Origin of the sequence: Variovorax sp. NFACC27, assembly GCF_048301545.1 — a bacterium.
GTDB classification, from domain to species: Bacteria; Pseudomonadota; Gammaproteobacteria; order Burkholderiales; family Burkholderiaceae_C; genus Variovorax; species Variovorax gossypii.
The window spans coordinates 2082742-2103648 of the sequence record NZ_CP157613.1 but is presented as its reverse complement, the minus strand read 5'-3'; the positions used below and the strand labels follow the sequence as shown (position 1 = coordinate 2103648).

The window sequence follows — 20907 nt, the reverse complement described above, 5'->3', positions numbered from 1 at the left end:
GGGCATAGACTCGCAGCCCCGCTCACCCATCGCGAACGAAAAAGGAAAAGCCATGAAAGGCTCCTGCCTCTGCGGCACCGTCCGGTACGAAGCCGCGCGCCTCGCCGGCCCCGTCATCCACTGCCATTGCCAGACCTGCCGCAAGGCGCACAGCGCGGCCTTCACGACGACCGCGCGCGCCGACAGGCCCGACTTCCGCTGGACCGCGGGCGAGGAAGCCATCGGCTCCTTCGAGTCGACGCCCGGCAAGCTGCGCCACTTCTGCACCCGCTGCGGCACGCACCTCGTGGCCGAATGGGTGGCGCAGCCGCAGGTGATCCTGCGCCTGGGCTCGCTCGACGACGACCCGGGCCAGCGCCCCACGGCGCACATCTGGACCTCGCACGAAGTGCCATGGCTCGACCACGCCACGGCCATCCCCTCGTTCCCCGAAGCGCCGCCGCCGAAGGCATGAGCACCACGAAGATCCAGTCCAGGCGCAGGCTCATCGTGGCTGTGCTGCTGTGCGTGGCCGTCGGCGGCGCGGTCGTGCGGCACTACGCGGCGCCCGGCTCGACCACGCGCGACATCGCCACGCTGCTGATGGTGCTGTGGGTGCCGATCATCGGCAACGTCATCGCATGGCTCATCGGCAAGCGGCCGCGCCGGGCTCCTCCGCCGGCACCGCCCGGCTTCGACGATCTGGGCGCCTTCACGCCCAGCGTGCTCGCCGAGATCACCTTCCGCAAGCCGGCCCTGCCCTCGCAGGACATCCCCATCGCGCCGGGCGAGTACCGCTGCGCACTGGTGCTCGACAAGGAAGGTTTCTCGGCGCGCTGGGTCGTGCCGCCGGGCGATGCGCTGGAGCGCGGCAAGCCCGCTACGCTGGAGATCGAGTTCCTCTCGCCTGCCGTCGCGCTGCCGCGCTTTCCGGTCGGTGAATCCTTTCGTGTGCTGATCGGCGATTCGTTCATCGCCGACGGGCGGATATTGCAGCTGCGGCCAGCACCGGCGTAACGGGCATCAGGGGCGCATTGATGGCGATGGCCATCAAAAGGGCCGATTGTTCGCCCCAGGGAAACTGACTACTGCTCCCCGGTCTCTTTGTCGCGGAGGCGACGGCTCGCACACTTCGATGCCTCTTCAACGGCATCGGTGCGCGTCGCCTCCGGTGCTTCCAAGGACCGTTTCCCATCATGATGAATTCCCCAAGCAGCAACCCGTGCATCGACGACCTCGGCGCACCGGTGCAGGCCTCCGCGCCGGCGCCCGCGTCCCGCTCCGCATGGCTCGCCGTCGGCTCCATCGCCGTCGGCACCTTCGCGATGGTCTCGACAGAGTTCATGCCCATCGGCCTTCTCACCGACATCGCGCGCGGCCTCAACGTGTCCGACGGCACGGCCGGCCTGATGGTCACCATGCCCGGCGTGCTGGCCGCGTTCGCGGGCCCGGCACTCATCGTGGCCTCGGGCAAGCTCGACCGCCGCACCGTGCTGATCGCGCTCACCACGCTGCTGATCGCTTCGAACCTGCTGGCGGCCTTCGCGCCCAACTTCGCCACCATGCTGGTGGCCCGACTGCTGCTCGGCCTGTGCGTGGGCGGTTTCTGGACCTTCGCGCCCGCCGCCGCCACGCAGCTGGTGCCGCATGCCTCGCAGGCGCGCGCCATGTCGATCGTGCTGGCCGGCGTGTCGGCCGCCACGGTGCTCGGCGTGCCGGCCGGCTCCTTCCTGGGCACGCTGTTCGGCTGGCGCGCATCGTTCGCCGTGACGGGCGCGCTCGCCGCCGCGGTGCTGGTGGTGCAGCTGTGGTTGCTGCCCGCGATCCCGCCGGTGCGCGCCATCGGCGCCCGCGACCTGCTCACGCCGCTCACGCGCCGCATGGCGCAGGTCGGCCTGCTCGCGGTGCTGTTCTTCATCGCCGGCCACTTCGCGGCCTACACCTACCTGAAGCCGCTGCTGCAGCAGGTGTTCGGCCTCGCGCCCAACTCGGTCTCGACGCTGCTGCTGGTCTACGGCGCCGTGGGCTTCATCGGCACCTTCCTCGGCGGAAGCCTGGTGGCTCGCAGCGTGCGTGCCACCACCCTGCTGGCTGCACTGATGCTCGCCACCGCCCTGCTTCTGACGACGGTGATCGGCTCCGGCTTCGTGCCCGGCGCGGTGGTTGTCGTGATCTGGGGCGTGGCCTTCGGCCTGATCCCGGTGGCACTCACCGGCTGGATGATGGAAGCCGTGCCCGACGCGCCCGAGGCCGGACAGGCCCTGCTGGTGAGCGGCTTCCAGGTGGCGATCGCCTCCGGCGCGCTGATCGGCGGCGTGACGGTCGACAACTTCGGAATCTCCAGCGCGATGGTGCTCAGCGGCGTGCTGGTGCTGATCGCGGCGCTGATCGTCGGCACGCTGGGCCGCGCACGCGGTGGTGCAGCGCTCGCTGCGGTTCCGGAATAACGCGGCAATGATCGATCAGCGGCTGCCGGGCTTCTTCCCGGCAGCCACGATCGCATCGAGCACCACGCGCAAGGCCTTGTTGACGGGCTTGTCCCGCCGGATCACGACGGCCAGCGTGCGGTGCATGCGGGGATTCAGCCGGCTTGTCTTCAGCTCGGGATGGGCGCCCCGCCCCACCATCGACATGCCCGGCACGATGGCATAGCCAAGCCCCGCGGCTACCATCTCCTTCATCGCCTCGACGCTGCCCAGCTCCATCACGGGCTGCGGATGCAGTCCCTCCGCGGCGAACCAGCGGTCGACCAGCTTGCGCGTGTTGGCCGCGGGCTCGAACAGCACCAGCGGCAGCGCGCCCAGGTCGGCCGGCGTCACCCTGGCCTTCAGCGCTTCGAGGTCCGTCCGCCCGATGGCCACGAACTCGTCGTCGAGCACCGGCATCACCGTCAGCGAACGCCCGGCCGCCGGGAGCGTGACCAGCGCGAGGTCGAGGCTGTTCTCTTCCACCTTGCGCGCCTGGTCCTCGGTATTGCCGGTGCTGACCACCACGCCGAGCTCGGGAAAGCGCTCGCGCAGTCCGCGCAGCACGGCCGGCAGGAAATGCAGGCAGGCCGTCGCGCCCGTGCCCAGCCGCACGCGGCCCGCGACGCCGCTGGCGTGATCGGCGAGCGCGTCGATGGCGTTCTCTACCGCGGTCTCGATGCCCTGCGCGTGGCGCAGCAGTTCCATGCCCGCCGGCGTGGCCTGCGCGCGCTTGCCGACGCGCTCGACGAGGCGCACCGACAGGCGGCGTTCGAGCTGGCGAATCTGCAGGCTCACGGCCGGCTGCGAGAGGCCGAGCCTGTCAGCGGTGGCGGAGAAGCTGCCCGTTTCGATCACCAGCGCGAAGGACCTGAGCTGGTCGAGATTCAGCGATTTATCCAAAGTCTTCCTTATGTCATGCATAGGCAGGCCAAGCTTCACTTATCGATGGCGCATCGTCAAGATCGGGGCCATGTCATCGTATTCCCCTGCTCCGCTCGCTTCCGCCACGGTCGAGATCCTCAACGCCATGCCGCATCACATGGCTGCCGTGCAGTCCATCTACAGCCACTACGTGCTGCACGACCTGTGCTCCTTCGAGGAAGAAGTGCCTTCCGTCGACCAGATGCAGCAGCGCCGCGTCGACGCCCTCGCGCGCGGCATGCCCTACCTCGTGGCGATGCTCGACGGCGAGGTCGCCGGCTATGCCTATGCCACCGCTTACCGCGCCCGCTCGGCCTACCGGCACTCGGTGGAAGACTCGGTCTACGTCGCGCAGGGCATGCACGGCCACGGCATCGGCAAGGCGCTGCTGGGCGAGGTGATCCGGCGCTGCACCGAAGCCGGATTCACCCAGATGGTCGCGTGCGTCGGCAACAGCGCGAACACGGGTTCGCTGCGGCTGCACGAGAGCCTGGGCTTCCGGCAGGTCGGCGTGCTGAGCGACATCGGCTTCAAGTTCGGTCGCTGGGTGGACACCGTGCTGATGCAGCGCACCCTGCGCTGAGGCCCGTCGTCATGTCGGGCAACACCGCCGGCCCCGCGCGCGGCTGGCTGGCGCTGCTGTGCGCGAGCCGGCTGCTGCAGTCGATGATCGTCACCGCCTACTCCGGCGTGCTGCCGTTCGCAATGGCTGACTGGCACATGACGGCCGCGCAGGCCGGCTCGATCCAGAGCGCCTGGCACGTGGGCTACATGAGTTCGCTCTTCGCGGTGGGCCTGCTGGCCGACCGCTACGGGCCGCAGCGCATCTTCTTCGCGGGCAGCGCGGTGAGCGCGGCGGCGGCGCTCGCCTTCGCGCTCTTCGCACGCGACCATCTCTCGGCGATGCTGCTCTACGGCCTGGCCGGGCTGTGCGCGGGCGCCTCGTACACGCCGGGGCTGCAGCTGCTGGCGCACAACACCGAGCCCGCCGTACGCGGACGCGCGATGGGGCTCTTCATCGGATCGTCGTCGATGGGCTATGCGCTCTCGCTCGCGGTGGTGGCGACTTTCAGCCATCTGCAGCACTGGCGGCTGGGCCTGCTGGTTGCGGCCGGCTGCACGGTGGCGGGCGCGCTGTTGACGATCCAGGCACTGCGGCGCATGCGGCCGCCCTCGCCTCCCGTGCCGGGCTCGGCGCGCGAAGGCACCTTGCACGCACTGGCCGCCACGGTGCGCGACAAGCCCGCCATGGCAGGCAACTGGGCCTACGCCTTCCACTGCTGGGAGCTGATGGCCCTGTGGGCATGGCTGCCGGCGTATCTGGTCGCCTCTTCGGGCACGGAGGCATCGTGGCAGGGTGCGGGCATCGCGCTGGCGGCGCTGGCGCATCTGGTCAGCGTGTTCGGCAGCATCGCGGGCGGCGCGGCTTCCGACAGGCTCGGCCGCGCGCGGGTGATGATGATCGCGACCGTCGCGAGCCTGTGCATGTCCTTCGCCTTCGGCTGGATGTGGAGCTGGCCGCTGTGGCTGCTGGCGGCGGCCGCTGCCGTCTACAACCTGCTGGCCATCGCGGATTCGTCGGTCTATTCGACCGCGCTGGCCGACGTGGTGGCGCCGCACCGGCTTGGCGTGGCCTTCTCGGTGCGCTCGGTGATGGGTTTCGGCGCGGGCGCGCTCAGCCCGTGGGTGTTCGGCCTCGCGCTGGACTGGGGGCAGATACGCTTCGGCCTCGGCAGCACGCACGCGTGGGTGGCGGCATGGAGCTCCGCCGGGCTGGGCGCGCTGCTCGGGCCGCTGATGATCGCGCGCTTCTCGCGGCTGCACCGTGCGCACATGGCGGCCCGCTGAGCGCACGCCCGGTCCAGGGTTTTAAAATAAAACTGACATCGGCAACCGCTGCCGAACCCACCCCGATCCGGAAAGAACACCGCCCCTCATGGCCCAACGAAAAAGCCTCAAGGCCGACACATGCCCCATGGCACGCGCGCTCGACATCGTCGGCGACCAGTGGTCGCTGCTCGTGATCCGCGATGCCTTCGACGGCATGAAGCGTTTCGGCGAGTTCCAGCAGAGCCTGGGCGTCGCCAAGAACATCCTGTCGGACCGGCTGAAGAACCTGGTGCAGGAAGGCGTGCTCGAGCTCGTGCCCGCCTCCGACGGATCGGCCTACCAGGAATACGTGCTGACGGCCAAGGGCAAGGGGCTGTTCCCGGTGGTGGTGGGCCTGCGGCACTGGGGCGAGGCGCACCTGTACGCCAGGGGCGAGCCGCATTCGGTGCTGCTCGAGCGCGACAGCGGCAAGCCGGTGCCGAAGATCGAGCTGCGCACGCGCGACGGCAAGCAGCTCGACCCGGACGCGACCTTCGTGAAGAAGCTGCCAGCCAAGGCCGCGCGCTGACGGAACAGCGCCGCCCGCCCCCCTCAGTTGCCCAGCGGGTACTCCATGGCCACGCGGATCTGCCGCGCATTGAGTTCGGCCTGCGCCTTGTTGTTGCGGTGCTCGCCGTAGCGCAGCAGGAAAGCCAGCCCCTTCGCGCTGCCATGCCGGACCGTGTAGCGCAGCCAAAGGTCGCGCTCCCAGTGCCTGCCGTGCTCGCCGTAGCCCAGCCAGGCATAGCCTCCGCGCGCCGGCACGCGGCTGCCGTCGATGCCGCTGCCGCGGATGTAGGCAGCCCCCAGCGACAGCCCCGGCACGCCCCAATGCGCGGCGTCGACTTCGTAGCGCAGTTGCCATGACTGCTCGTGCGGCGCGTTGAAGTCGGAAAGCTGCGCCGCGTTGCCGAGCCAGACGGCGCCGCGCGTGACGTAGTCGAACGGGGTGTCGCCGGCCACCTTCTGCCAGCCGAGGCCGACGCGGTGCGGACCGTGGCTGTAGGTGCTCATCAGGCTGGCCGTGGTGTTGTCGACCGGTCCCGCCAGCGCGCGGCCCGTGTTCTTGTTGCGATAGAGCTGCAGGTCGAAGGAGAGCGCGCGCTTCTGCGCTTCGTGGAGCGGCACCGTGTAGTGGGCGCCCAGGTAGCCGGTGCGCCAGGTGTCCTTCAGGCGGCCGAGATAGGCCGTGAGCGAGAGCGAGGGAGTGCTCTTCCAGGTTCCGCCGACGAAGTCGAACGCGTCTCCGCGGGGCGACTTCGGATCGAGGTAGTTCACGACCAGCGGGTTGTTCGTGCCGCGCGCGTTGCGGTCCGTCGAGCCGGTGAAGCGGCCGGCCTGCAGCGTGAGTCCGTCGAACTCGTTGCTGGTGACGAGCCAGCCGCGCATGGTCTCGGGCAGCAGGCGCGTGTCGGACGAACTGAAGATCGGCGTCTTCACGCGCTGCTCGCCCACCTTCAGCACGGTGGAGGAAACGCGCGCCTTCAGCGCGATGCCGCCGCGCGCGATGCCTTCCTGCGCGTAGCCGGCGGCGTCCACCGGCAGCATGCGGATCTTGCCGACGCGGTAGTCGTCGCCGTCGAGGTTGCGCGCTAGCGAGACATGCGCGTCGGCGCCGAAACCGACCGGGCCCGGCGTGAACCCGGATTCGACCGTGCCCATGAGGCCGTAGCCCCATTCGCGGGCGTAGTCGCTGCGTTGTGCCCTCGGCAGCGTGGCATTGCGTCCGCCGTTGCTACGGTCGCCATGCAGATAGGTGCGGTTCTCGTAGACGCTGCGCTGGAGCAGGCTCCAGCGCGTGTCCTCGACGAAGCCGCCGGCCTCGCCCGCCATCGATGCGCCGCCCAGCATGGCCAGGGCCGCACCGAAGAACCGGCCCGCGGCCGGCACCCGAGTCTCGACGGCGCTCACAGGTACTTGAGCCAGGCGATGTCGCGGCGCCGCGCCTTCAGCGCCGCGAACGCGCGCACCGCGGGATACAGCGCGAAGGCCAGCACGATGGCCGCGAGCCACACGGCCCAGACGGCATCGAAGCCGAAGAACTTGCCCTGGTTGGCACCCCACACGGCCTCCCCGCCAAGGTAGAGGAACTTGAGCACGTAGAGGTGCAGCACGTAGAAGAACATCGGCGCCGCGCCGTACACGGCCAGCGGCGCGAGCCAGGCGGCTCCCTGCCTGCGCTCGAAGGCGCGCAACAGCAACAGGCCGACTCCCAAGGTCAGCGCAATGAAGAGCAGCGACGGCGGGTACTTGGTGATGTTGAGGAAGGACATCAGGGTGGCCAGGCCGCTGTCGCCGGCCGCCCACGGCCTGTCGCCGTAAAAGTTCGCGGCCCGCAGCAGCACGAAGCCGGCCAGCAGCGCCAGGCCCCAGGCGAGCAGCAGCCGCTGCCGCCGCGCCTCGTCGGCGCCCTGGCGGAACCACGGGCCGGCGGCATAGCCCAGCGCGATCACGCCGATCCACGGCAGCAACGGATAGGAGGTGCGCAGGCGCAGCGCGTCGGACACCTCGATCCAGCCCCTGTCGTGCAGCACGGCCCAGGGCACGTGCAGCACATGGCTTGCGGGAAAGTGCACGCCGTCGAGCAGGTTGTGCCCCGCCACGAGCACGACGCCCAGCGCGAACAGCGCCCTGCGCGGCAGCCAAACCAGCGCGGCCAGCGCCAGCATCGACAGGCCGATCACCCAGATCACCTGCAGGAACACCTTGGAGGGCGGGAACTGGAAGGTCCACGCGAAATTGATGACCGTGACTTCGAGCACGACCAGGAAGAGCCCTCGCTTCCACAGGAACGACGACGCGGCCGCCCGGCCGTCCGCATGCTTCGAGCCGTAGAGGAAGGCCGACAGCCCCGTGAGAAGGACGAACACCGGCGCGCACAGGTGAGCCAGCAGGCGGCTGAAGAAGAGCTCCGGCGGTGTCTCGGCCACCACCATCGGGTCGGGTACCTGACGGTGCAGGTAGAAGGTCTCGCGCACGTGGTCCAGCAGCATGAACAGGATCACGAGGCCGCGCAGCGCGTCGATGGAAAGCAGCCGGCCGCGTGAGTCTGCGCGAGGCGGCAAGGGAATGTTCGGGGATTCGGTCATACAGTTATTGAGAATCGAATCCCAATATCGTATCGACCGAAAAGACACCCTTTGTTAATGTCCTTGCCGATCCGAGCCCATGGCCAGGACCGGCGAGGCAGGCGCCCTACTCGCCCAGCAGTTCCCCGATCGGCTGCAGGTCTTCCACCCGGTCGCAGATCGACTTGATCACCATCGTGATCGGAATGCCCAGCAGCAGCCCCCAGATGCCCCAGAGCCAGCCCCAGAAGATCACGCCCACGAACACCGCCACCGGGTTCATGCGGCTGGTGCGGCTGGTGAGCCAGGGCATCAGCAGGTTGCCCACTATCGTGTGGATGCCCAGCGAGATGCCGGCCACCACGATGCCCATCTGCAGGCTGTTGAACTGCAGGAAGGCCACCAGCCCCGCTGCCGCCAGCACGATGACCGAGCCGATATAGGGAATGAGGTTGGTCACGGCCGCGATGATTCCCCAGACGGCCGCGTTCTCCATGCCGATGGCCCAGAACGCGAGGCCCGTGGTCACGCCGACGACGGCGCTCACCAGGATCTGCACCAGCAGGTAGCGCTCGATGTTGCGCGTGATGTCGTCGAGCACATGCACCGTCACCTTCTTGCGCTGCAGGCTGGAGCCGGTGATCTTGATGAGCTTGCGCCTGAAGGTGTCGCCCGAGCACAGCGCGAAGTACGTGAGGAAAGCCACCAGCGTGAGCTGCCCCATCGCGCTCAGCAGCCCGACGGTGCCGCTGAGCAGGTAGTCGCGCACGTTGAAGCTCGGGCGCTCGATGATGACGCGCGCCACGCCCTTGCGCGATGCGACGCGGGCCGAGTTCTCCTCGGCCGCCTTCTCGAGCTGCGCCGCGGCCTGCTGCACGTTGTCCAGCGGCGTGGCGCTGGCGCCCTTGTCGCGGCGCATGGCCTGGCCCAGTTTCTGCGCGGCCACCGGCAGCGAATCGAGCAGCTGCGTGGCGCTGCCGGAGAGCGAATAGCCGGTCCACCCCAGGCCGCCGAACAGCCCCGTGAGAATCAGCGCCGCGCCGATCCAGCGCGGCAGCTTCCAGCGATGGAGCAGGTCCACCAACGGCGACAGCGCATAGGTCAGCAGCAGGCTCAGCATCAGCGGGATGAAGACGGCCTGCCCCCATTGCAGCGCGAACACGCTGGCCAGCACCGCGAGCACCACCAGCGAGGCGCTGCGCACGTCGACGGGCATGTGCAGCAGCAGGCGCTCGCGCGCCGGCGCGGGCGGCTCCGGTTCGGGCTCGGGCTCGGGCGGCCCCTCGGGAACGGACGCCGGCGCGGGCTCGGATTCGGCCGCGACCGGATGCGGCTGCGGCTCCTCGGCCGCCTGCTCCGGCGGCGGGGCTTGCGTGGGCGCGGGCTTGTCGTCGCTCATCGCGATTCCTTCAGCACCTCGCGCACGGCCGCCAGTTGGCGGCGCGACACGGCCACCGGCTCGGGAATGGCGTCGAGCCGCAGGGCCCAGCCCTCGGCGTCCTCGCCGTCGTCGTATTTCTCCAGCGCGCGGATCGCAGAGCGCGCCACCAGCGCGTTGCGGTGCACGCGCAGGAAGCGGTGCGGATAGCGCTCCTCGAACTCGTTGAGCGAGCCGTCGAGGATGTGACTGCGCGTGGCGGTGCGCACCGTGAGGTATTTGTATTCGGACTTGAGGTAGAGCACCTCCGACAGCGGCACCCGCTCGGCGCGGCCCCGGTCCTGGATCAGCACCGTCTCGGGCGCGGCCTCGGCCTGCAGCGCGCGGCGCTCCTTCAGGAAGCGTTCGGCCTTCTGCAGCGCCTGCTGCAGGCGCTCGGCGCGCACGGGCTTGGTGAGGTAGTCGACCGCTTCGAGGTCGAAGGCCGTTACCGCATGCGCCGCGTGCGCGGTCACGAACACCACGGCCGGGGCGTCGGAGCGGGCGCGCAGCTCGCGCGCCACCTCGATGCCGTCGATGCCGGGCATGTGCACGTCGAGCAGCACCAGGTCGAGCGCCAGCTTGCCCAGCTGCTGCAGCGCCTCGGCGCCCTGCGAGGCCTCGGCCACCACTTCGGCTGGGGGCGAGGTGCAATCGCGCAGCAGCGTGCGCATGCGGGAGCGCGCCAGGGCTTCGTCGTCAACGATGAGTGTCCTCAGGGTCATACGGGTTCTTTTTTCTCAACCGGAATTCAACTAACTCGGCATGCGCCTTTTCGGGGAACACCGCGGAACCGGCTTTGCCGGGCCGCAGGTGTTGCCCCCGGTAGGGGGTTGGCGCAGCGACAGGAAGTGCGCGAAGCCTTGGGGGCGAGCCTGGTCCGTCATGGTGATTCGGCGGGTATCGCAATGCGCACCCGGTAGCTTTTCTGATCCATGCCCGCGCTGAACTGCATCTGCATGTCGTGCAGCAGCCGCAGGCGGTCGCGCACGTTGGCCAATGCGATGCCGTGGCCGCGCGGCAGCGGCTCGTCGGCCCAGCGCAGCGGCGGAAGGCTGTTGACCACCTCGATCACCACCATGCTGCCGCGCCGCTCGGTGCGGATGCGCAGCTTGGCGCCCTCGGGGCTGGGCTCCACGCCGTGCTTGATGGCGTTCTCGACCAGCGGCTGCAGCAGCAGCGGCGGCAGCCGTGCATTGCTGGCGGCGGCATCGAGGTCCCAGCGGATGCGCAGCCTGTCGCCGAAGCGCACCTGCTCGATGGCCAGGTAGCGCTCGGCCAGCGCGATCTCGTCGGCCAGCGTGCCCGATTCGCCCGGGTCGGCCAGCGCCTGGCGGAACAGCTCGGCCAAGTCTTCGAGCATGGTCTCGGCCTTGGCCGGCTCCTCGCGCACCAGGGCGATGGCGCTGTTGAGGGTGTTGAAAAGAAAGTGCGGGCGGATGCGCGACTGCAGTTCCTCCAGCCGCGCCGTGGTGGCAGCCGGCGTCTGGCCCCGGGCGCGCAGCACCATCGCGGCCATCACGAGCCCCGCGAACAGGGCGCCGGCCAGGGCGCTGGCCAGCCACGGCGCGCTGGCCAGCACGCCCGTCAGGCGCAGCAGGCCGCAGCCGTAGATTGCCGACAGGGAGCCGAGCAGCGCGCCGGCCGTGTACTGCCAGTGCTTCGGCAGCCGCCGCAGCGGCTTCTTGAGGCCGCAGGCGCTCACCAGCCACAGGAGCGTGGCGGGCAGCGCCCCGCCGGTGATGGTGGCCGTCTGCACCAGCCATTCGCCGGGCGTGGAGACCACGAAAAGAGCGGCGATGGCCACCACCGCCTCGACGAACACCACCGTGCGCAGCACCACGCCGATCTGGCAGGCGTCGAAGATGGACGGGTCGCCGCGCGCGGAGGACACGGCCGCGCGCGCCCTTTCCGACGACGGCGGGGGCGTGGGGGAAGAGCTGGCCGATAAAATCGCCGGGTTGCGCATCGCAGACATCTGATCCATCGGGTAACCAACCCATTATTGCCTCCAGGACGGCTCCCATGACCCAAAACCAACTCGACAAGAAATCCGAAGCCTGGTCGGCCCTTTTCTCCGAACCGATGAGCGACCTCGTGAAGCGCTACACCTCCAGCGTCTTCTTCGACAAGCGCCTATGGCAGGCCGACATCCAGGGCTCGCTGGCGCATGCCGGCATGCTGGCCGCACAGGGCATCATCAGCGTGCAGGACCACGCCGCCATCGAACGCGGGATGGCGCAGATCCGCTCCGAGATCGAATCCGGCGCCTTCGAGTGGAAGCTCGACCTCGAGGACGTGCACCTGAACATCGAGGCCCGCCTGACACAGCTGGTCGGCGACGCCGGCAAGCGCCTGCACACCGGCCGCAGCCGCAACGACCAGGTCGCCACCGACGTGCGCCTGTGGCTGCGCGGCGAGATCGACCTGATCGGCGACCTGCTGGTCGAGCTGCAGAAGGAGCTGGTGAACATCGCCGAGAAGAACGTCGACGTGATCCTGCCGGGCTTCACCCACCTGCAGGTGGCGCAGCCGGTGAGCTTCGGCCACCACATGCTGGCCTACGTCGAGATGTTCAGCCGCGACGCCGAGCGCATGAGCGAGATCCGCAGGCGCGTGAACCGCCTGCCGCTGGGCGCCGCCGCGCTGGCCGGCACCAGCTACCCGCTCGACCGCGAGCTGGTCGCGAAGACGCTGAACATGGACGGCGTCTGCCAGAACAGCCTGGACGCCGTGAGCGACCGCGACTTCGCCATCGAGTTCACCGCCGCCGCCAGCCTGTGCATGGTGCACGTGAGCCGCATGAGCGAGGAGCTCATCCTCTGGATGAGCCAGAACTTCGGCTTCATCCAGATCGCCGACCGCTTCACCACCGGCTCGTCGATCATGCCGCAGAAGAAGAATCCCGACGTGCCCGAGCTGGCGCGCGGCAAGACCGGCCGCGTGGTCGGCCACCTGATGGCGCTCGTCACGCTCATGAAGGGCCAGCCGCTGGCCTACAACAAGGACAACCAGGAAGACAAGGAGCCGCTGTTCGACACCGTCGACACGCTCAAGGACACCCTGCGCATCTTCGCCGAGATGATCGGCGGCATCACCGTGAAGCCCGAGGCCATGGAAGCCGCCGCGCTGCGCGGCTACGCCACCGCCACCGACCTCGCCGACTACCTGGTGAAGAAGGGCCTGCCCTTCCGCGACGCGCACGAGACCGTGGCGCACGCCGTGAAGGCCGCCACCTCGCACCAGGTGGACCTGTCGGAGCTGCCGCTGGCCGTGCTGCAGCAGTTCAACCCGAACATCGAGAAGGACGTGTACGACGTTCTGAGCCTGCGCGGCTCGCTGAATGCGCGCAACGTCCTGGGCGGCACCGCTCCGGCCCAGGTGAAGGCGCAAGTGGCGCGTCACCGCGCACGCCTCGGCTGAGCGCGGCGGCAACAGCGGCAGCCGCACCGTGTTCTACGCCATCCCGCTCGAGAACAAACCGAGCTGGCGCAATCCGCCGTGGATGACGGTGCTGCTGATCCTCGTGAACATGATCGTGTTCTGGGGACCGCAGAGCAGCGAGGAGAAAGGGCAGGAACGCGCCGCGGCCTTCTACGTGAAGAGCGCGCTGCCCGCCCTGGAACTGCCGCCCTTCGTCGAGTGGCTCGAGAAGACCGATCCCAAGCGCGGCAAGCTGGCCCGCCGCATGCTGCGGCACGAGGAGGCCTATCCGCAGCTTCTCGAGGGCCTGCAGAACGAGCGCAAGTTCCTGCAGAAGCTGCGCGCCGACGAGGTCATCACGCCCGCCAATCCGCAGTACGGCGACTGGAAGCGCGCCCGCCAGCAGTACGAGGCGATGCTGCCCGCGCCCTTCACCGAGCGCTGGGCGCAGAGCTACGCGACGGACGCCGAGTTCAGGCCCTGGACCTGGATCACCAACGCCTTCCTGCACGGCAGCACCGGCCACCTGCTGGGCAACATGCTGTTCCTCTTCCTGTTCGGCTTCTCGGTCGAGCTGGCACTGGGCCGCGGCACCTACCTGGCCTTCTACCTGCTGGGCGCCATCGGCGCCTCGGTGCTGGCCGGCTGGGCCTATGCCGGGGGCACCTACGGGCTGGGCGCCTCGGGCGCGGTCTCGGCGCTGATGGGCATGTACGCGGTGATGTACCGCCTGCGACGCATCCGCTTCTTCTACCAGCTGCTCTTCTATTTCAATTACGTCTCCGCGCCGGCCCTGCTGCTGCTGCCGGCCTGGATCGCCAACGAGCTGATGCAGCACTGGCTGGGCGGCAAGGGCATCGCCTACATGGCCCACCTCGGCGGCCTGCTGACGGGCGCGGCGCTGATGGCCGGCGCCATGCTGCTGGGCCGGGTGAAGACGCCCGAGACCGTCAAGTCGGAGATGGCGAACGACGACGGCGGCTTCGACGAGCACGTGGCCGCCGCCCGCAAATACGGCGCCGCGATGAAGTTCGACCGTGCCTGCGCCGAGTGGCGCGCCGCCGCCGCGCTGCGCCCCAACGACGCCGACACCCTGCGCGCCTGGTTCAACACCGCGCGCCTGCAGCCCGCGAGCGACGACTTCCACCAGGCCGCGCGCCGCATCTTCCGCCTGCCCGCCACCGACCCCGACACGCTGGCGCTGCAGCACGCCAGCTTCCAGGCCTACCTCGACCAGGCCCGGCCCGGCGTGCGGCTCAAGCCCGAGGACATGGCCCGCCTCGCGCGCCGCTTCGCCCGCATCCGCCAGTTCGACGACGCCGACCGGCTGTGCCGCATCCTGCTGAAGACCGCGCCCGACCACCCCGAGCTGGCCGACACGCTCTCGACCTGCGCCAACGGCCTGCTGCATGCTGGCCTGCGCGACAAGGCGCTCCATCTGCTGCCCGAGCTGCTGCGCCTCGCGCCGAACGACATGGTGACGCGCGCGCTGCAGAAGGCCTGAGGAAATGCTTTCGCCCGAACAGCGGAAGTGGCAGCGCCACTGGCACGAAGTCTTCGACGCGGCGCTGGGCCCCGACGGCCCGCCCGGAGAGCCCCTGCCCGACGACATCGACACCGATTTCAGGCTGCAGTTCGAACTCTGGGACCTGCCCGCCGAGGCCCGTGCGCGGGCTTTCTCGGTCTTTCCGAATGCCGCGGGAATGCTCGCGAGAATCGACGCGCACCGCTCCGCCCCGCCCTCGGCCATCGATGCCGATGAAGCCACCCGCATCCTGCGCGACGGGCTGAAGCTGCTGCGGCGGCGGCTCGGCATCGAGTCACCCGAGCCCGATGCCGCCGTGGCCGTGCTCGACACAGGCAAGGTTTCGCTGCGCGACGCCTTCTCCAGGGCCGACAGCCCCTTCATCGAGCTCCACGACGCCCTGCACGACATGGCTCTGCGGGAAACCGGCGAAGCCGGCAAGGACGCGTACTTCTTCCTGTCGGAGCCGCTCTACCGCCTGGCGGCCTCCTACGCGGTGGCCCACTGGATCTGCTGGCCGCTGTGCGCGCAGCCTGGTGCGCCTGACGCCACCGAAGCCGAGTACCGGCTCTGGCGAGGCGGCTGGTCGTCCGGGTGGAGCGAGGAAGGCGTGTTCCTCTTCGATCGCAGGGAAGAATTCGGCCTGACGGGCTGACCCGCCGGTTCCTCAGGCCGTCTGGGCCGGCGGCGCCGCCGGCCGCAGCAGCCAGCGCACTTCCTGCGTCTGCTCGCTGTCGGGGTAGCGCGCTTCCATCGTCGTCAGGATGGGCTGGGCCATGTCGGCGCGGCCAAGCCCCTGCACCAGCGCGCGCGCCGCGAGCTCATAGGCCTGCGGGATCGCCTCGTTGCCGCGGAAGCGCTTGTCGAAACCCGACAGCAGCGCCAGCGTGGCGTGCGCATCGCCATTGCGCCATTCGGCGCGCGCCATGGCGATCACCATGGCCGGGTCGTCGAGCGCGAAGGCCTTGTCGCGCTCCTTGCAGGCCTTGAAGACCTTCAGCGCCTCCGAAGCCAGGTCGCGGCGCATCAGCAGCGGAATGAAGCGCTTCGCCTGGTCGAGCATGGTGTCCTTCTTCTCGGGCATCAGCGCCAGCACGCGGTGGTAGCGGCGCTGCGCGGCGAGGTCGTTGGCGTCGGCCGTGCGCTGCGCCTCGTAGGCCGTGCCCAGCGCGGCGGCGAGGTCGCCTTCGGTGACGAGCTGCGCCACTTCCGCGTCGATGCGCTGCGCCTCGATCTGCGCGGGCGTGCGGCGGTCGACCGGAGCGCCGTCGGGCAGCTCGCTGCCCGGCACCGCGTCGAAGCCGAAGGCGTCGTGGTGCTGGAACATCACGTAGCCCAGCAGGCTGGCCATCACCCAGCCGAAGTAGATGAAGGCGAAATTGATGATCGGCAACACGATGCGCCCGTCGAACATCGGCAGCACCATCGCGAGCGCCACCTGCGCGCCGGTGCTCAGCAGGAACAGGAAGAAGCACAGCAGCGCATACGGCCAGCCGATGGTGCGCATCGCGTCCATCACGTGGCCGGGGTTCATCGCCTGGAAGAAGCTGGCCGACTGCACCAGCACGATCACCGCCGCCGGGAAGGTGAAGGACATGACGAAGAGGCCCACCGTGCCCAGGATGGGCGCGTACCAGGCGAGCCAGCCGATCAGGAAGGCCTGCACCAGCGAGATGGCGAACAGCTTCCAGGGCATGTAGGTCCAGTCGTCGCTGGACTCGCGGCCGAAGTCGGCCGAGTCGCGGATGCCGCGCGCGCCCAGCGCGATGATCTTGAAGCCGTAGCGGCTGGCCGCCAGCATGATGCCGACCTCGATGACGAACAGGGCCAGCCCCTGGGGCAGGAAGAAGATCGCGTCGAAGAGCAGGCTGCAGAAGGACAGCAGCAGGCCGTAGGCGAACGGCCGCATCTGGAACGGAAATGCGAAGAAGCTGTTCAGGCGGTGCCAGAACGGCGGTGGCGGCGGCAGCGCATCCTTGGTGGCGATCATGTCGGCTCCCCAGTCTCTTTTCTTGTGCTTTCCTGCTCTTCTTCCTACTTGCGGAAGAACTCGCTCTGGCTCATGGCGCCGCGCCCGCCCAGGCGGACGACGGAGGCCTCCTGCGCGTGCACCAGCCGCATCTGGCCGAGTTCGCGCTCCAGGCGCTGGGTGAAGCTGGTCTTCACCTGGAAGGCCGAGTCGCCCATCTGAAGCACGCTGGTGCCCTTGACGACGGCGCTCTTGCGGTCGGGCGCCACTTCGACGGAGTCGATGTGGTAGTCGTAGTCGAAGGAAAGGACCGCGCCCATGCGGTCGCCCACCATGCGCAGGGTCTCGAAGGTCTTGCGCTGCGCCTCGCAGGCTTCTTCGCGGTTGTGCGAAGCCTCCTCGGTGCGCCCCATCATGGTCGTCTTGCTCTCGATGACGGCGTTGCGGGCGAGCTGCTTGCACAGCTTGTCGGCGTCGCGGTCGGAAATGGCGCGCGCCTCCTTGCGGTAGTAGTCGTGGACCATCGGCTCGTCGAGCTTGCGCCCGCCGACAAAGAAGTACCACGCCCCCACGCAGAGCACGATCGCGATCGCAATTTGCTTCATTCTTCCCGTCCGCGCGGTGCGCGGTCCCTCGTTTTATGCGCGGCAGTATACGTTCACAAATGTTTCCAAAAGACTTCATTCGAGCGATGCATTGAATCCGGCGGGCGGGCCGCCCCGTATACCGGGCATGCGCATCGATGCCCCACAATCCGCGGATGCCAGCACCCAGCCCCGACGCCGAATTGATGGCGCTGATCGACCGGATCGGCCATCGCGACGAAGCCGCCTTGCGCCTGCTGTACGACCGCACCTCGCCCCGCCTGATGGGCCTGGCGATGCGCGTCGTCCGGCAGCGCGAATGGGCCGAAGACGTGCTGCAGGAAAGCTTCCTGACCGTCTGGCGGGTGGCCGGCGACTACCGCGCCTCGCTGAGCCCGCCGCTGGCCTGGCTCGGGCTCATCGTGCGCAGCCGGGCACTCGACCTGCTGCGCCGCCGCACCGCCGACCGCGCACAGCTGACGCAGGAATTCGACGAGCAGATGGCCGACCAGCTCGAATCGGACGCGCCCGACCCGGCCGCCAGTGCCGATGCCAGCGAGCAGGCCTGGGCGCTGCACCAGTGCCTGAGCCAGCTCGAGGGCCGCCAGCGCGAGGTGGTAAGCCTGGCCTACCTGCGCGACATGAGCCACGGCGAGCTGGCCGAGCAGCTCAAGCTGCCGCTGGGCACGGTCAAGACGTGGATACGGCGCGGGCTGGAGAAGCTGCGCGTCTGCATGGGGCGCTTTGCGTGAGAGCGGTGACGACGAAGAAGGCGGTTTCCCCATCATGAATCTCATCGCACATCCCGAACTGCTCGAACTGCTGGCCGCGAGCCATGCGCTCGGCACCCTGCGCGGCGGCGCCCGCCGCCGCTTCGAGGCCCTGGCGCGCGAACAGGCGCCGGTGCGTGCCGCCGCGCTGGTCTGGCAGGGCCGGCTCGCGAGCATGACCGAGCTGCAGCCTTCGGTCACGCCCGACCCGGCCGTGTGGACCCGCATCCGCAACATGATCGACGCCGAGCAGTCCGCGCTCGCGCTGGAGCGCCAGCGCGAAGCGGCTCGGGCCGCCGGCGAGTCCCGTCCGGGCGGCTGGCTGCGCAGCCTCGCGCTGTGGCGCACCGCCACCGCCGCCGGCGCGCTGGCCACCGTGCTGGCCGTGACGGTCGGCCTGAATCTGCGCGACCAGCTGCAGAACGCCCCGGCGGTGCAATACGTGGCCGTGCTCAGCGACGACAAGGACGCGGCCTCGATGCTCGTGACCTTCGATCCGAAGAAGAAGCAGCTGGTGCTGCAGCGCGTGGGCGGCTACCGAGAAGGCGACGACAAGTCGCTGCAGCTCTGGGCCCTGCCCCCGGGCGGCGCGCCGCGCTCGCTGGGCGTGCTCGGCAACGCGCCGGGCCTGCGGCTGGCGGCGTCGGCCTCCGACGTGGCCGTGCCTGCCCTGGCGATCTCGCTCGAGGCCAAGGGCGGCGTGCCGCCGGGCAGCGGGCCGAAGGGGCCGATCCTGTTCAAGGGCGCGCTCATCGAGAAAACACTCTAGGCGAGGCCCGGCTGTCAACGGTCGCGGCTGCTGGAGCGTCGTGAGGGAAAATCCGCCCAACCGCCGCCTTCCCGCCGCCTTCAGCCCTTCTTTTCCGTCCTTCCGATGCATCCGATGAAAACCGCGCTCGCCGCGGTCGCACTGCTGACCGCGGCGCTGGCCGCGAATGCCCAGTCTTCCTTCTTTCCCCAGGAATCCGAGACGGCTGCCGCCGAGGCAGCGGCCGCGCGCGACTACCTGGCCGCCAAGGATCGCTGGCACAACGAGCTCGCGGCCTTCGCCCGGGCCGACCAGGAGCGCTTTCCGGCGCCCGGCGGCGTGGTGTTCGTGGGCAGCTCCACGGTGCGCATGTGGAGCCGGCTGCAGCAGGACTTCGCGCGCGTGCCCGGCGGCGTGGTCAACCGCGGCTTCGGCGGCTCCACGCTGGCCGACTGCGCCCTGTTCGCGCGCGACCTGGTGGTGCGCTACAAGCCGCGCCAGGTGATGGTCTACGCGGGCGACAACGACCTGGCCGAGGGCCGCACGCCGCTGCAGGTGCTCGACAGCTTCGCGCGCTTCGCCAACGCGGTGCGCGCCGAGCTGCCCGACACGCGCATCAGCTTCATCTCGGTCAAGCCCAGCCCTTCGCGCGAGCAGCTGATGCCGCAGATCCGGGAGACCAATCACGTCGTCGCGGCCTACCTGAACCTGCTGCCCAACAGCGAGTTCATCGACATCTACACGCCGATGCTGGGCGCCGACGGGCGTCCGCGGCCGGAGCTCTTCCGGGGCGACAGGCTGCACATGACCGACGAAGGCTACCGGCTGTGGCAGTCGGTGATCGCGCCGCACCTCCCGGCCCCTCCGGCAACGCCGACGGCCGGCCTGCCCTGATCCTGACGAGTCCGATCAGGCCGGCGCGGGCTCGGACGGCACGTCGTCCGCCGGCGGCGGAACGTCGGCGCCGCGCGTGAAACGCGCCACGAAGTACATCCCCGAGAACACCACCGCCAGCAGCAGGCCGTCGCCCCACCAGGGCCGCGCCGTCTGGCTGTCGCCGTAGAAGGCCAGCACCAGCAGCACCGCGACGAGGTGCGCGCAGAACACCGGCAGCGAGGCCGATCCCATCGCCTCCAGCCAGCGCAGTCGCGGAATGCGGCGCATCAGCCAGGGCCCGAAGCGCACCGCCAGGATGCCCAGCGCCACCAGGTTCACCAGGCGCAGCGGGCCGAGCTGCCATTTGTCGAACAGCAGGTTCAGTTCCACGTCGCCGCCGAACGGCGCCTGCCCGTTGATGCCGGTGTGGCGCCAGTAGAAGCCGTACAGCGCGATGCCCGCGGCCAGCGCCACCAGCCACGCCGGAAAGCGCAGCGGCCGCGCGTCGGGGTCGTTGCGGGTCGCGCCGATGCACAGCCCCGCGAACCACAGGAACTGCCAGGCGTAGGTGTTGAACGCGCCCATCTCGTGGAACGGCACCGGCACGCCGAGGTAGCGCACCGCCAGCCCGTAGACCCATTCGCTGATGCCGAACTGAGCCGCCGCCCAGACCGTGGCGCTCGCCGCCATCACCCAGGTCCAGCCGTGGCGCATGGCGAAGGCCAGCACCCAGGGGCTCATGAGCATGAAAAAGATGTACATCGGCAGGATGTCGAGCAGCGCCGGCTCGTAGATGAGCAGCAGCCCGTAGATGAAGCCCTCGCGCGGCTCCGCCAGGTAGTACGACACCAGGTTCTTCACCGCCGGCTGGTCGATGTGCAGGCCCACCGCGGTGATCACGGTGAACAGGAAAAGCAGGGTCGCCGCCTGGGCCAGGTAGACCTTCAGCACGCGCCGCCAGAAGGCCTGGCGCATCGAGTCGACGCCGCGTACATGCCCGATGCGGCTGTACACCAGCCCGGCGACGAAGGCGGAGAGCAGAACGAAACCCTCGGCGGCCGAGACGAAGCCGAAGGGCTGGCCCAGCGGGTCGGTCAACCGGGTCGGCAGGTGGGTGACGGTCATCAGCACGAGCATCAGCCCGCGCAAGGCGTCTATTTCCCAGTAGCGTTTCATCGGTCGGCGGCGAGGTCTTGATTGCGGTCCGCGCGGCGCACGCACGACGGCGTCGATTGTAAGAAGAGCTGTGTAAAGCCCGCCGCGCCCGGCGGCCGGGCCAACGGCCTATGA

At 69.4% G+C, this 20907-nt stretch carries 21 protein-coding genes; 12 read left to right on the top strand and 9 right to left on the bottom strand.

The features are described 5' to 3' along the window. Positions 1 to 52 precede the first annotated feature (52 nt). The 3 genes from ABL840_RS09990 to ABL840_RS09980 all read left to right on the top strand — a co-directional run bounded on the left by ABL840_RS09990 (position 53) and on the right by ABL840_RS09980 (position 2426). Positions 53 to 454 carry a GFA family protein gene (locus ABL840_RS09990; RefSeq protein ID WP_093305680.1) on the top strand — a complete coding sequence of 134 codons (402 nt, stop codon included), beginning with the start codon at positions 53 to 55 and terminating at the stop codon, positions 452 to 454. Next, complete coding sequence (locus tag ABL840_RS09985) at positions 451 to 996, top strand: hypothetical protein (protein ID WP_093305682.1); 546 nt, start codon at positions 451 to 453, stop codon at positions 994 to 996. Before ABL840_RS09990 ends, ABL840_RS09985 begins: the two co-directional genes overlap by 4 nt. 179 nt (positions 997 to 1175) lie before the next feature. Then, positions 1176 to 2426, top strand: a complete 1251-nt coding sequence (locus ABL840_RS09980) for an MFS transporter (RefSeq protein WP_093305684.1) — start codon at positions 1176 to 1178, stop codon at positions 2424 to 2426. 15 nt (positions 2427 to 2441) lie between these two features. Here ABL840_RS09980 and ABL840_RS09975 read toward each other — a convergent pair whose 3' ends face one another. Next, positions 2442 to 3368 (bottom strand): LysR family transcriptional regulator, encoded by a 927-nt coding sequence (locus tag ABL840_RS09975; protein ID WP_093305686.1) that lies wholly within the window; start codon positions 3366 to 3368, stop codon positions 2442 to 2444. Between the two features lie 49 nt (positions 3369 to 3417). On the opposite strand from ABL840_RS09975, the gene ABL840_RS09970 reads away from it, so the two are divergent. The 3 genes from ABL840_RS09970 to ABL840_RS09960 all read left to right on the top strand — a co-directional run bounded on the left by ABL840_RS09970 (position 3418) and on the right by ABL840_RS09960 (position 5766). Continuing rightward, positions 3418 to 3951, top strand: a complete 534-nt coding sequence (locus ABL840_RS09970; RefSeq protein ID WP_418116239.1) for an N-acetyltransferase family protein — start codon at positions 3418 to 3420, stop codon at positions 3949 to 3951. 11 nt (positions 3952 to 3962) lie between these two features. After that, positions 3963 to 5216 carry an MFS transporter gene (locus ABL840_RS09965; protein WP_093305688.1) on the top strand — a complete coding sequence of 418 codons (1254 nt, stop codon included), beginning with the start codon at positions 3963 to 3965 and terminating at the stop codon, positions 5214 to 5216. Positions 5217 to 5304: 88 nt separating this feature from the next. Further along, entirely contained in the window at positions 5305 to 5766 is a 462-nt protein-coding gene (locus ABL840_RS09960) for a winged helix-turn-helix transcriptional regulator (protein ID WP_093205109.1), read from the top strand. Between the two features lie 23 nt (positions 5767 to 5789). On the opposite strand, the gene ABL840_RS09955 is transcribed toward ABL840_RS09960, so the two are convergent. From ABL840_RS09955 to ABL840_RS09935, 5 genes are all read right to left on the bottom strand, one after another. Next, entirely contained in the window at positions 5790 to 7148 is a 1359-nt protein-coding gene (locus ABL840_RS09955) for an OprD family outer membrane porin (RefSeq protein WP_418116238.1), read from the bottom strand. Continuing rightward, positions 7145 to 8326 (bottom strand): DUF1624 domain-containing protein, encoded by a 1182-nt coding sequence (locus ABL840_RS09950; RefSeq protein WP_093305689.1) that lies wholly within the window; start codon positions 8324 to 8326, stop codon positions 7145 to 7147. Before ABL840_RS09950 ends, ABL840_RS09955 begins: the two co-directional genes overlap by 4 nt. Positions 8327 to 8432: 106 nt before the next feature. Then, positions 8433 to 9704 carry an AI-2E family transporter gene (locus tag ABL840_RS09945; protein WP_093305691.1) on the bottom strand — a complete coding sequence of 424 codons (1272 nt, stop codon included), beginning with the start codon at positions 9702 to 9704 and terminating at the stop codon, positions 8433 to 8435. After that, on the bottom strand, positions 9701 to 10447 hold the full coding sequence (locus ABL840_RS09940; RefSeq protein WP_093305692.1) for a LytR/AlgR family response regulator transcription factor: 747 nt from the start codon (positions 10445 to 10447) through the stop codon (positions 9701 to 9703). The genes ABL840_RS09945 and ABL840_RS09940 overlap by 4 nt, the downstream gene beginning before the upstream one ends. A gap of 158 nt (positions 10448 to 10605) precedes the next feature. Continuing rightward, positions 10606 to 11691, bottom strand: a complete 1086-nt coding sequence (locus tag ABL840_RS09935) for a sensor histidine kinase (protein WP_240652159.1) — start codon at positions 11689 to 11691, stop codon at positions 10606 to 10608. A 56-nt stretch (positions 11692 to 11747) separates the two neighbouring features. On the opposite strand from ABL840_RS09935, the gene argH reads away from it, so the two are divergent. From argH to ABL840_RS09920, 3 genes are read left to right on the top strand one after another with little or no spacing between them, the layout of a single operon-like run. After that, positions 11748 to 13145: an argininosuccinate lyase gene (gene argH / locus ABL840_RS09930; protein WP_093205120.1), complete on the top strand. Its 1398-nt coding sequence runs from the start codon at positions 11748 to 11750 to the stop codon at positions 13143 to 13145. Between the two features lie 28 nt (positions 13146 to 13173). Then, positions 13174 to 14649, top strand: coding sequence for a rhomboid family intramembrane serine protease (locus ABL840_RS09925; protein ID WP_093305694.1), 1476 nt, complete (start codon positions 13174 to 13176; stop codon positions 14647 to 14649). 4 nt (positions 14650 to 14653) lie between these two features. Further along, complete coding sequence (locus ABL840_RS09920; RefSeq protein ID WP_093305696.1) at positions 14654 to 15325, top strand: hypothetical protein; 672 nt, start codon at positions 14654 to 14656, stop codon at positions 15323 to 15325. Between the two features lie 12 nt (positions 15326 to 15337). Here ABL840_RS09920 and ABL840_RS09915 read toward each other — a convergent pair whose 3' ends face one another. Together ABL840_RS09915 and ABL840_RS09910 are read right to left on the bottom strand one after the other, a co-directional pair. Beyond that, the gene (locus ABL840_RS09915) at positions 15338 to 16660 is read right to left on the bottom strand and encodes a hypothetical protein (RefSeq protein WP_093305699.1); all 1323 of its coding nucleotides are present in this window, start codon (positions 16658 to 16660) and stop codon (positions 15338 to 15340) included. A 44-nt stretch (positions 16661 to 16704) separates the two neighbouring features. Next, the gene (locus tag ABL840_RS09910; RefSeq protein WP_093305701.1) at positions 16705 to 17244 is read right to left on the bottom strand and encodes a hypothetical protein; all 540 of its coding nucleotides are present in this window, start codon (positions 17242 to 17244) and stop codon (positions 16705 to 16707) included. Positions 17245 to 17399: 155 nt separating this feature from the next. Between ABL840_RS09910 and ABL840_RS09905 the strand changes: the two genes are divergently transcribed. The 3 genes from ABL840_RS09905 (at position 17400) to ABL840_RS09895 (ending at position 19635) form a co-directional block, all read left to right on the top strand. After that, positions 17400 to 17975, top strand: coding sequence for an RNA polymerase sigma factor (locus ABL840_RS09905; RefSeq protein WP_371287192.1), 576 nt, complete (start codon positions 17400 to 17402; stop codon positions 17973 to 17975). Between the two features lie 34 nt (positions 17976 to 18009). Then, positions 18010 to 18762 (top strand): anti-sigma factor, encoded by a 753-nt coding sequence (locus ABL840_RS09900; RefSeq protein WP_093306086.1) that lies wholly within the window; start codon positions 18010 to 18012, stop codon positions 18760 to 18762. A 114-nt stretch (positions 18763 to 18876) separates the two neighbouring features. Further along, on the top strand, positions 18877 to 19635 hold the full coding sequence (locus ABL840_RS09895; RefSeq protein ID WP_093205136.1) for an SGNH/GDSL hydrolase family protein: 759 nt from the start codon (positions 18877 to 18879) through the stop codon (positions 19633 to 19635). 15 nt (positions 19636 to 19650) lie between these two features. On the opposite strand, the gene opgC is transcribed toward ABL840_RS09895, so the two are convergent. After that, complete coding sequence (gene opgC / locus ABL840_RS09890) at positions 19651 to 20793, bottom strand: OpgC domain-containing protein (protein WP_093205139.1); 1143 nt, start codon at positions 20791 to 20793, stop codon at positions 19651 to 19653. Between the last annotated feature and the right edge of the window lie 114 nt (positions 20794 to 20907).

What these genes read in the sequence shown, in the direction of transcription:
- ABL840_RS09990 (WP_093305680.1), top strand. Translation starts at nt 53, where the DNA reads ATGAAAGGCTCCTGCCTCTGCGGCACCGTCCGGTACGAAGCCGCGCGC.
- ABL840_RS09985 (WP_093305682.1), top strand. Translation starts at nt 451, where the DNA reads ATGAGCACCACGAAGATCCAGTCCAGGCGCAGGCTCATCGTGGCTGTG.
- ABL840_RS09980 (WP_093305684.1), top strand. Translation starts at nt 1,176, where the DNA reads ATGATGAATTCCCCAAGCAGCAACCCGTGCATCGACGACCTCGGCGCA.
- ABL840_RS09975 (WP_093305686.1), bottom strand. Translation starts at nt 3,368, where the DNA reads ATGCATGACATAAGGAAGACTTTGGATAAATCGCTGAATCTCGACCAG.
- ABL840_RS09970 (WP_418116239.1), top strand. Translation starts at nt 3,418, where the DNA reads ATGTCATCGTATTCCCCTGCTCCGCTCGCTTCCGCCACGGTCGAGATC.
- ABL840_RS09965 (WP_093305688.1), top strand. Translation starts at nt 3,963, where the DNA reads ATGTCGGGCAACACCGCCGGCCCCGCGCGCGGCTGGCTGGCGCTGCTG.
- ABL840_RS09960 (WP_093205109.1), top strand. Translation starts at nt 5,305, where the DNA reads ATGGCCCAACGAAAAAGCCTCAAGGCCGACACATGCCCCATGGCACGC.
- ABL840_RS09950 (WP_093305689.1), bottom strand. Translation starts at nt 8,326, where the DNA reads ATGACCGAATCCCCGAACATTCCCTTGCCGCCTCGCGCAGACTCACGC.
- ABL840_RS09945 (WP_093305691.1), bottom strand. Translation starts at nt 9,704, where the DNA reads ATGAGCGACGACAAGCCCGCGCCCACGCAAGCCCCGCCGCCGGAGCAG.
- ABL840_RS09940 (WP_093305692.1), bottom strand. Translation starts at nt 10,447, where the DNA reads ATGACCCTGAGGACACTCATCGTTGACGACGAAGCCCTGGCGCGCTCC.
- ABL840_RS09935 (WP_240652159.1), bottom strand. Translation starts at nt 11,691, where the DNA reads ATGCGCAACCCGGCGATTTTATCGGCCAGCTCTTCCCCCACGCCCCCG.
- argH (WP_093205120.1), top strand. Translation starts at nt 11,748, where the DNA reads ATGACCCAAAACCAACTCGACAAGAAATCCGAAGCCTGGTCGGCCCTT.
- ABL840_RS09920 (WP_093305696.1), top strand. Translation starts at nt 14,654, where the DNA reads ATGCTTTCGCCCGAACAGCGGAAGTGGCAGCGCCACTGGCACGAAGTC.
- ABL840_RS09915 (WP_093305699.1), bottom strand. Translation starts at nt 16,660, where the DNA reads ATGATCGCCACCAAGGATGCGCTGCCGCCGCCACCGCCGTTCTGGCAC.
- ABL840_RS09910 (WP_093305701.1), bottom strand. Translation starts at nt 17,244, where the DNA reads ATGAAGCAAATTGCGATCGCGATCGTGCTCTGCGTGGGGGCGTGGTAC.
- ABL840_RS09905 (WP_371287192.1), top strand. Translation starts at nt 17,400, where the DNA reads ATGCCAGCACCCAGCCCCGACGCCGAATTGATGGCGCTGATCGACCGG.
- ABL840_RS09900 (WP_093306086.1), top strand. Translation starts at nt 18,010, where the DNA reads ATGAATCTCATCGCACATCCCGAACTGCTCGAACTGCTGGCCGCGAGC.
- ABL840_RS09895 (WP_093205136.1), top strand. Translation starts at nt 18,877, where the DNA reads ATGAAAACCGCGCTCGCCGCGGTCGCACTGCTGACCGCGGCGCTGGCC.
- opgC (WP_093205139.1), bottom strand. Translation starts at nt 20,793, where the DNA reads ATGAAACGCTACTGGGAAATAGACGCCTTGCGCGGGCTGATGCTCGTG.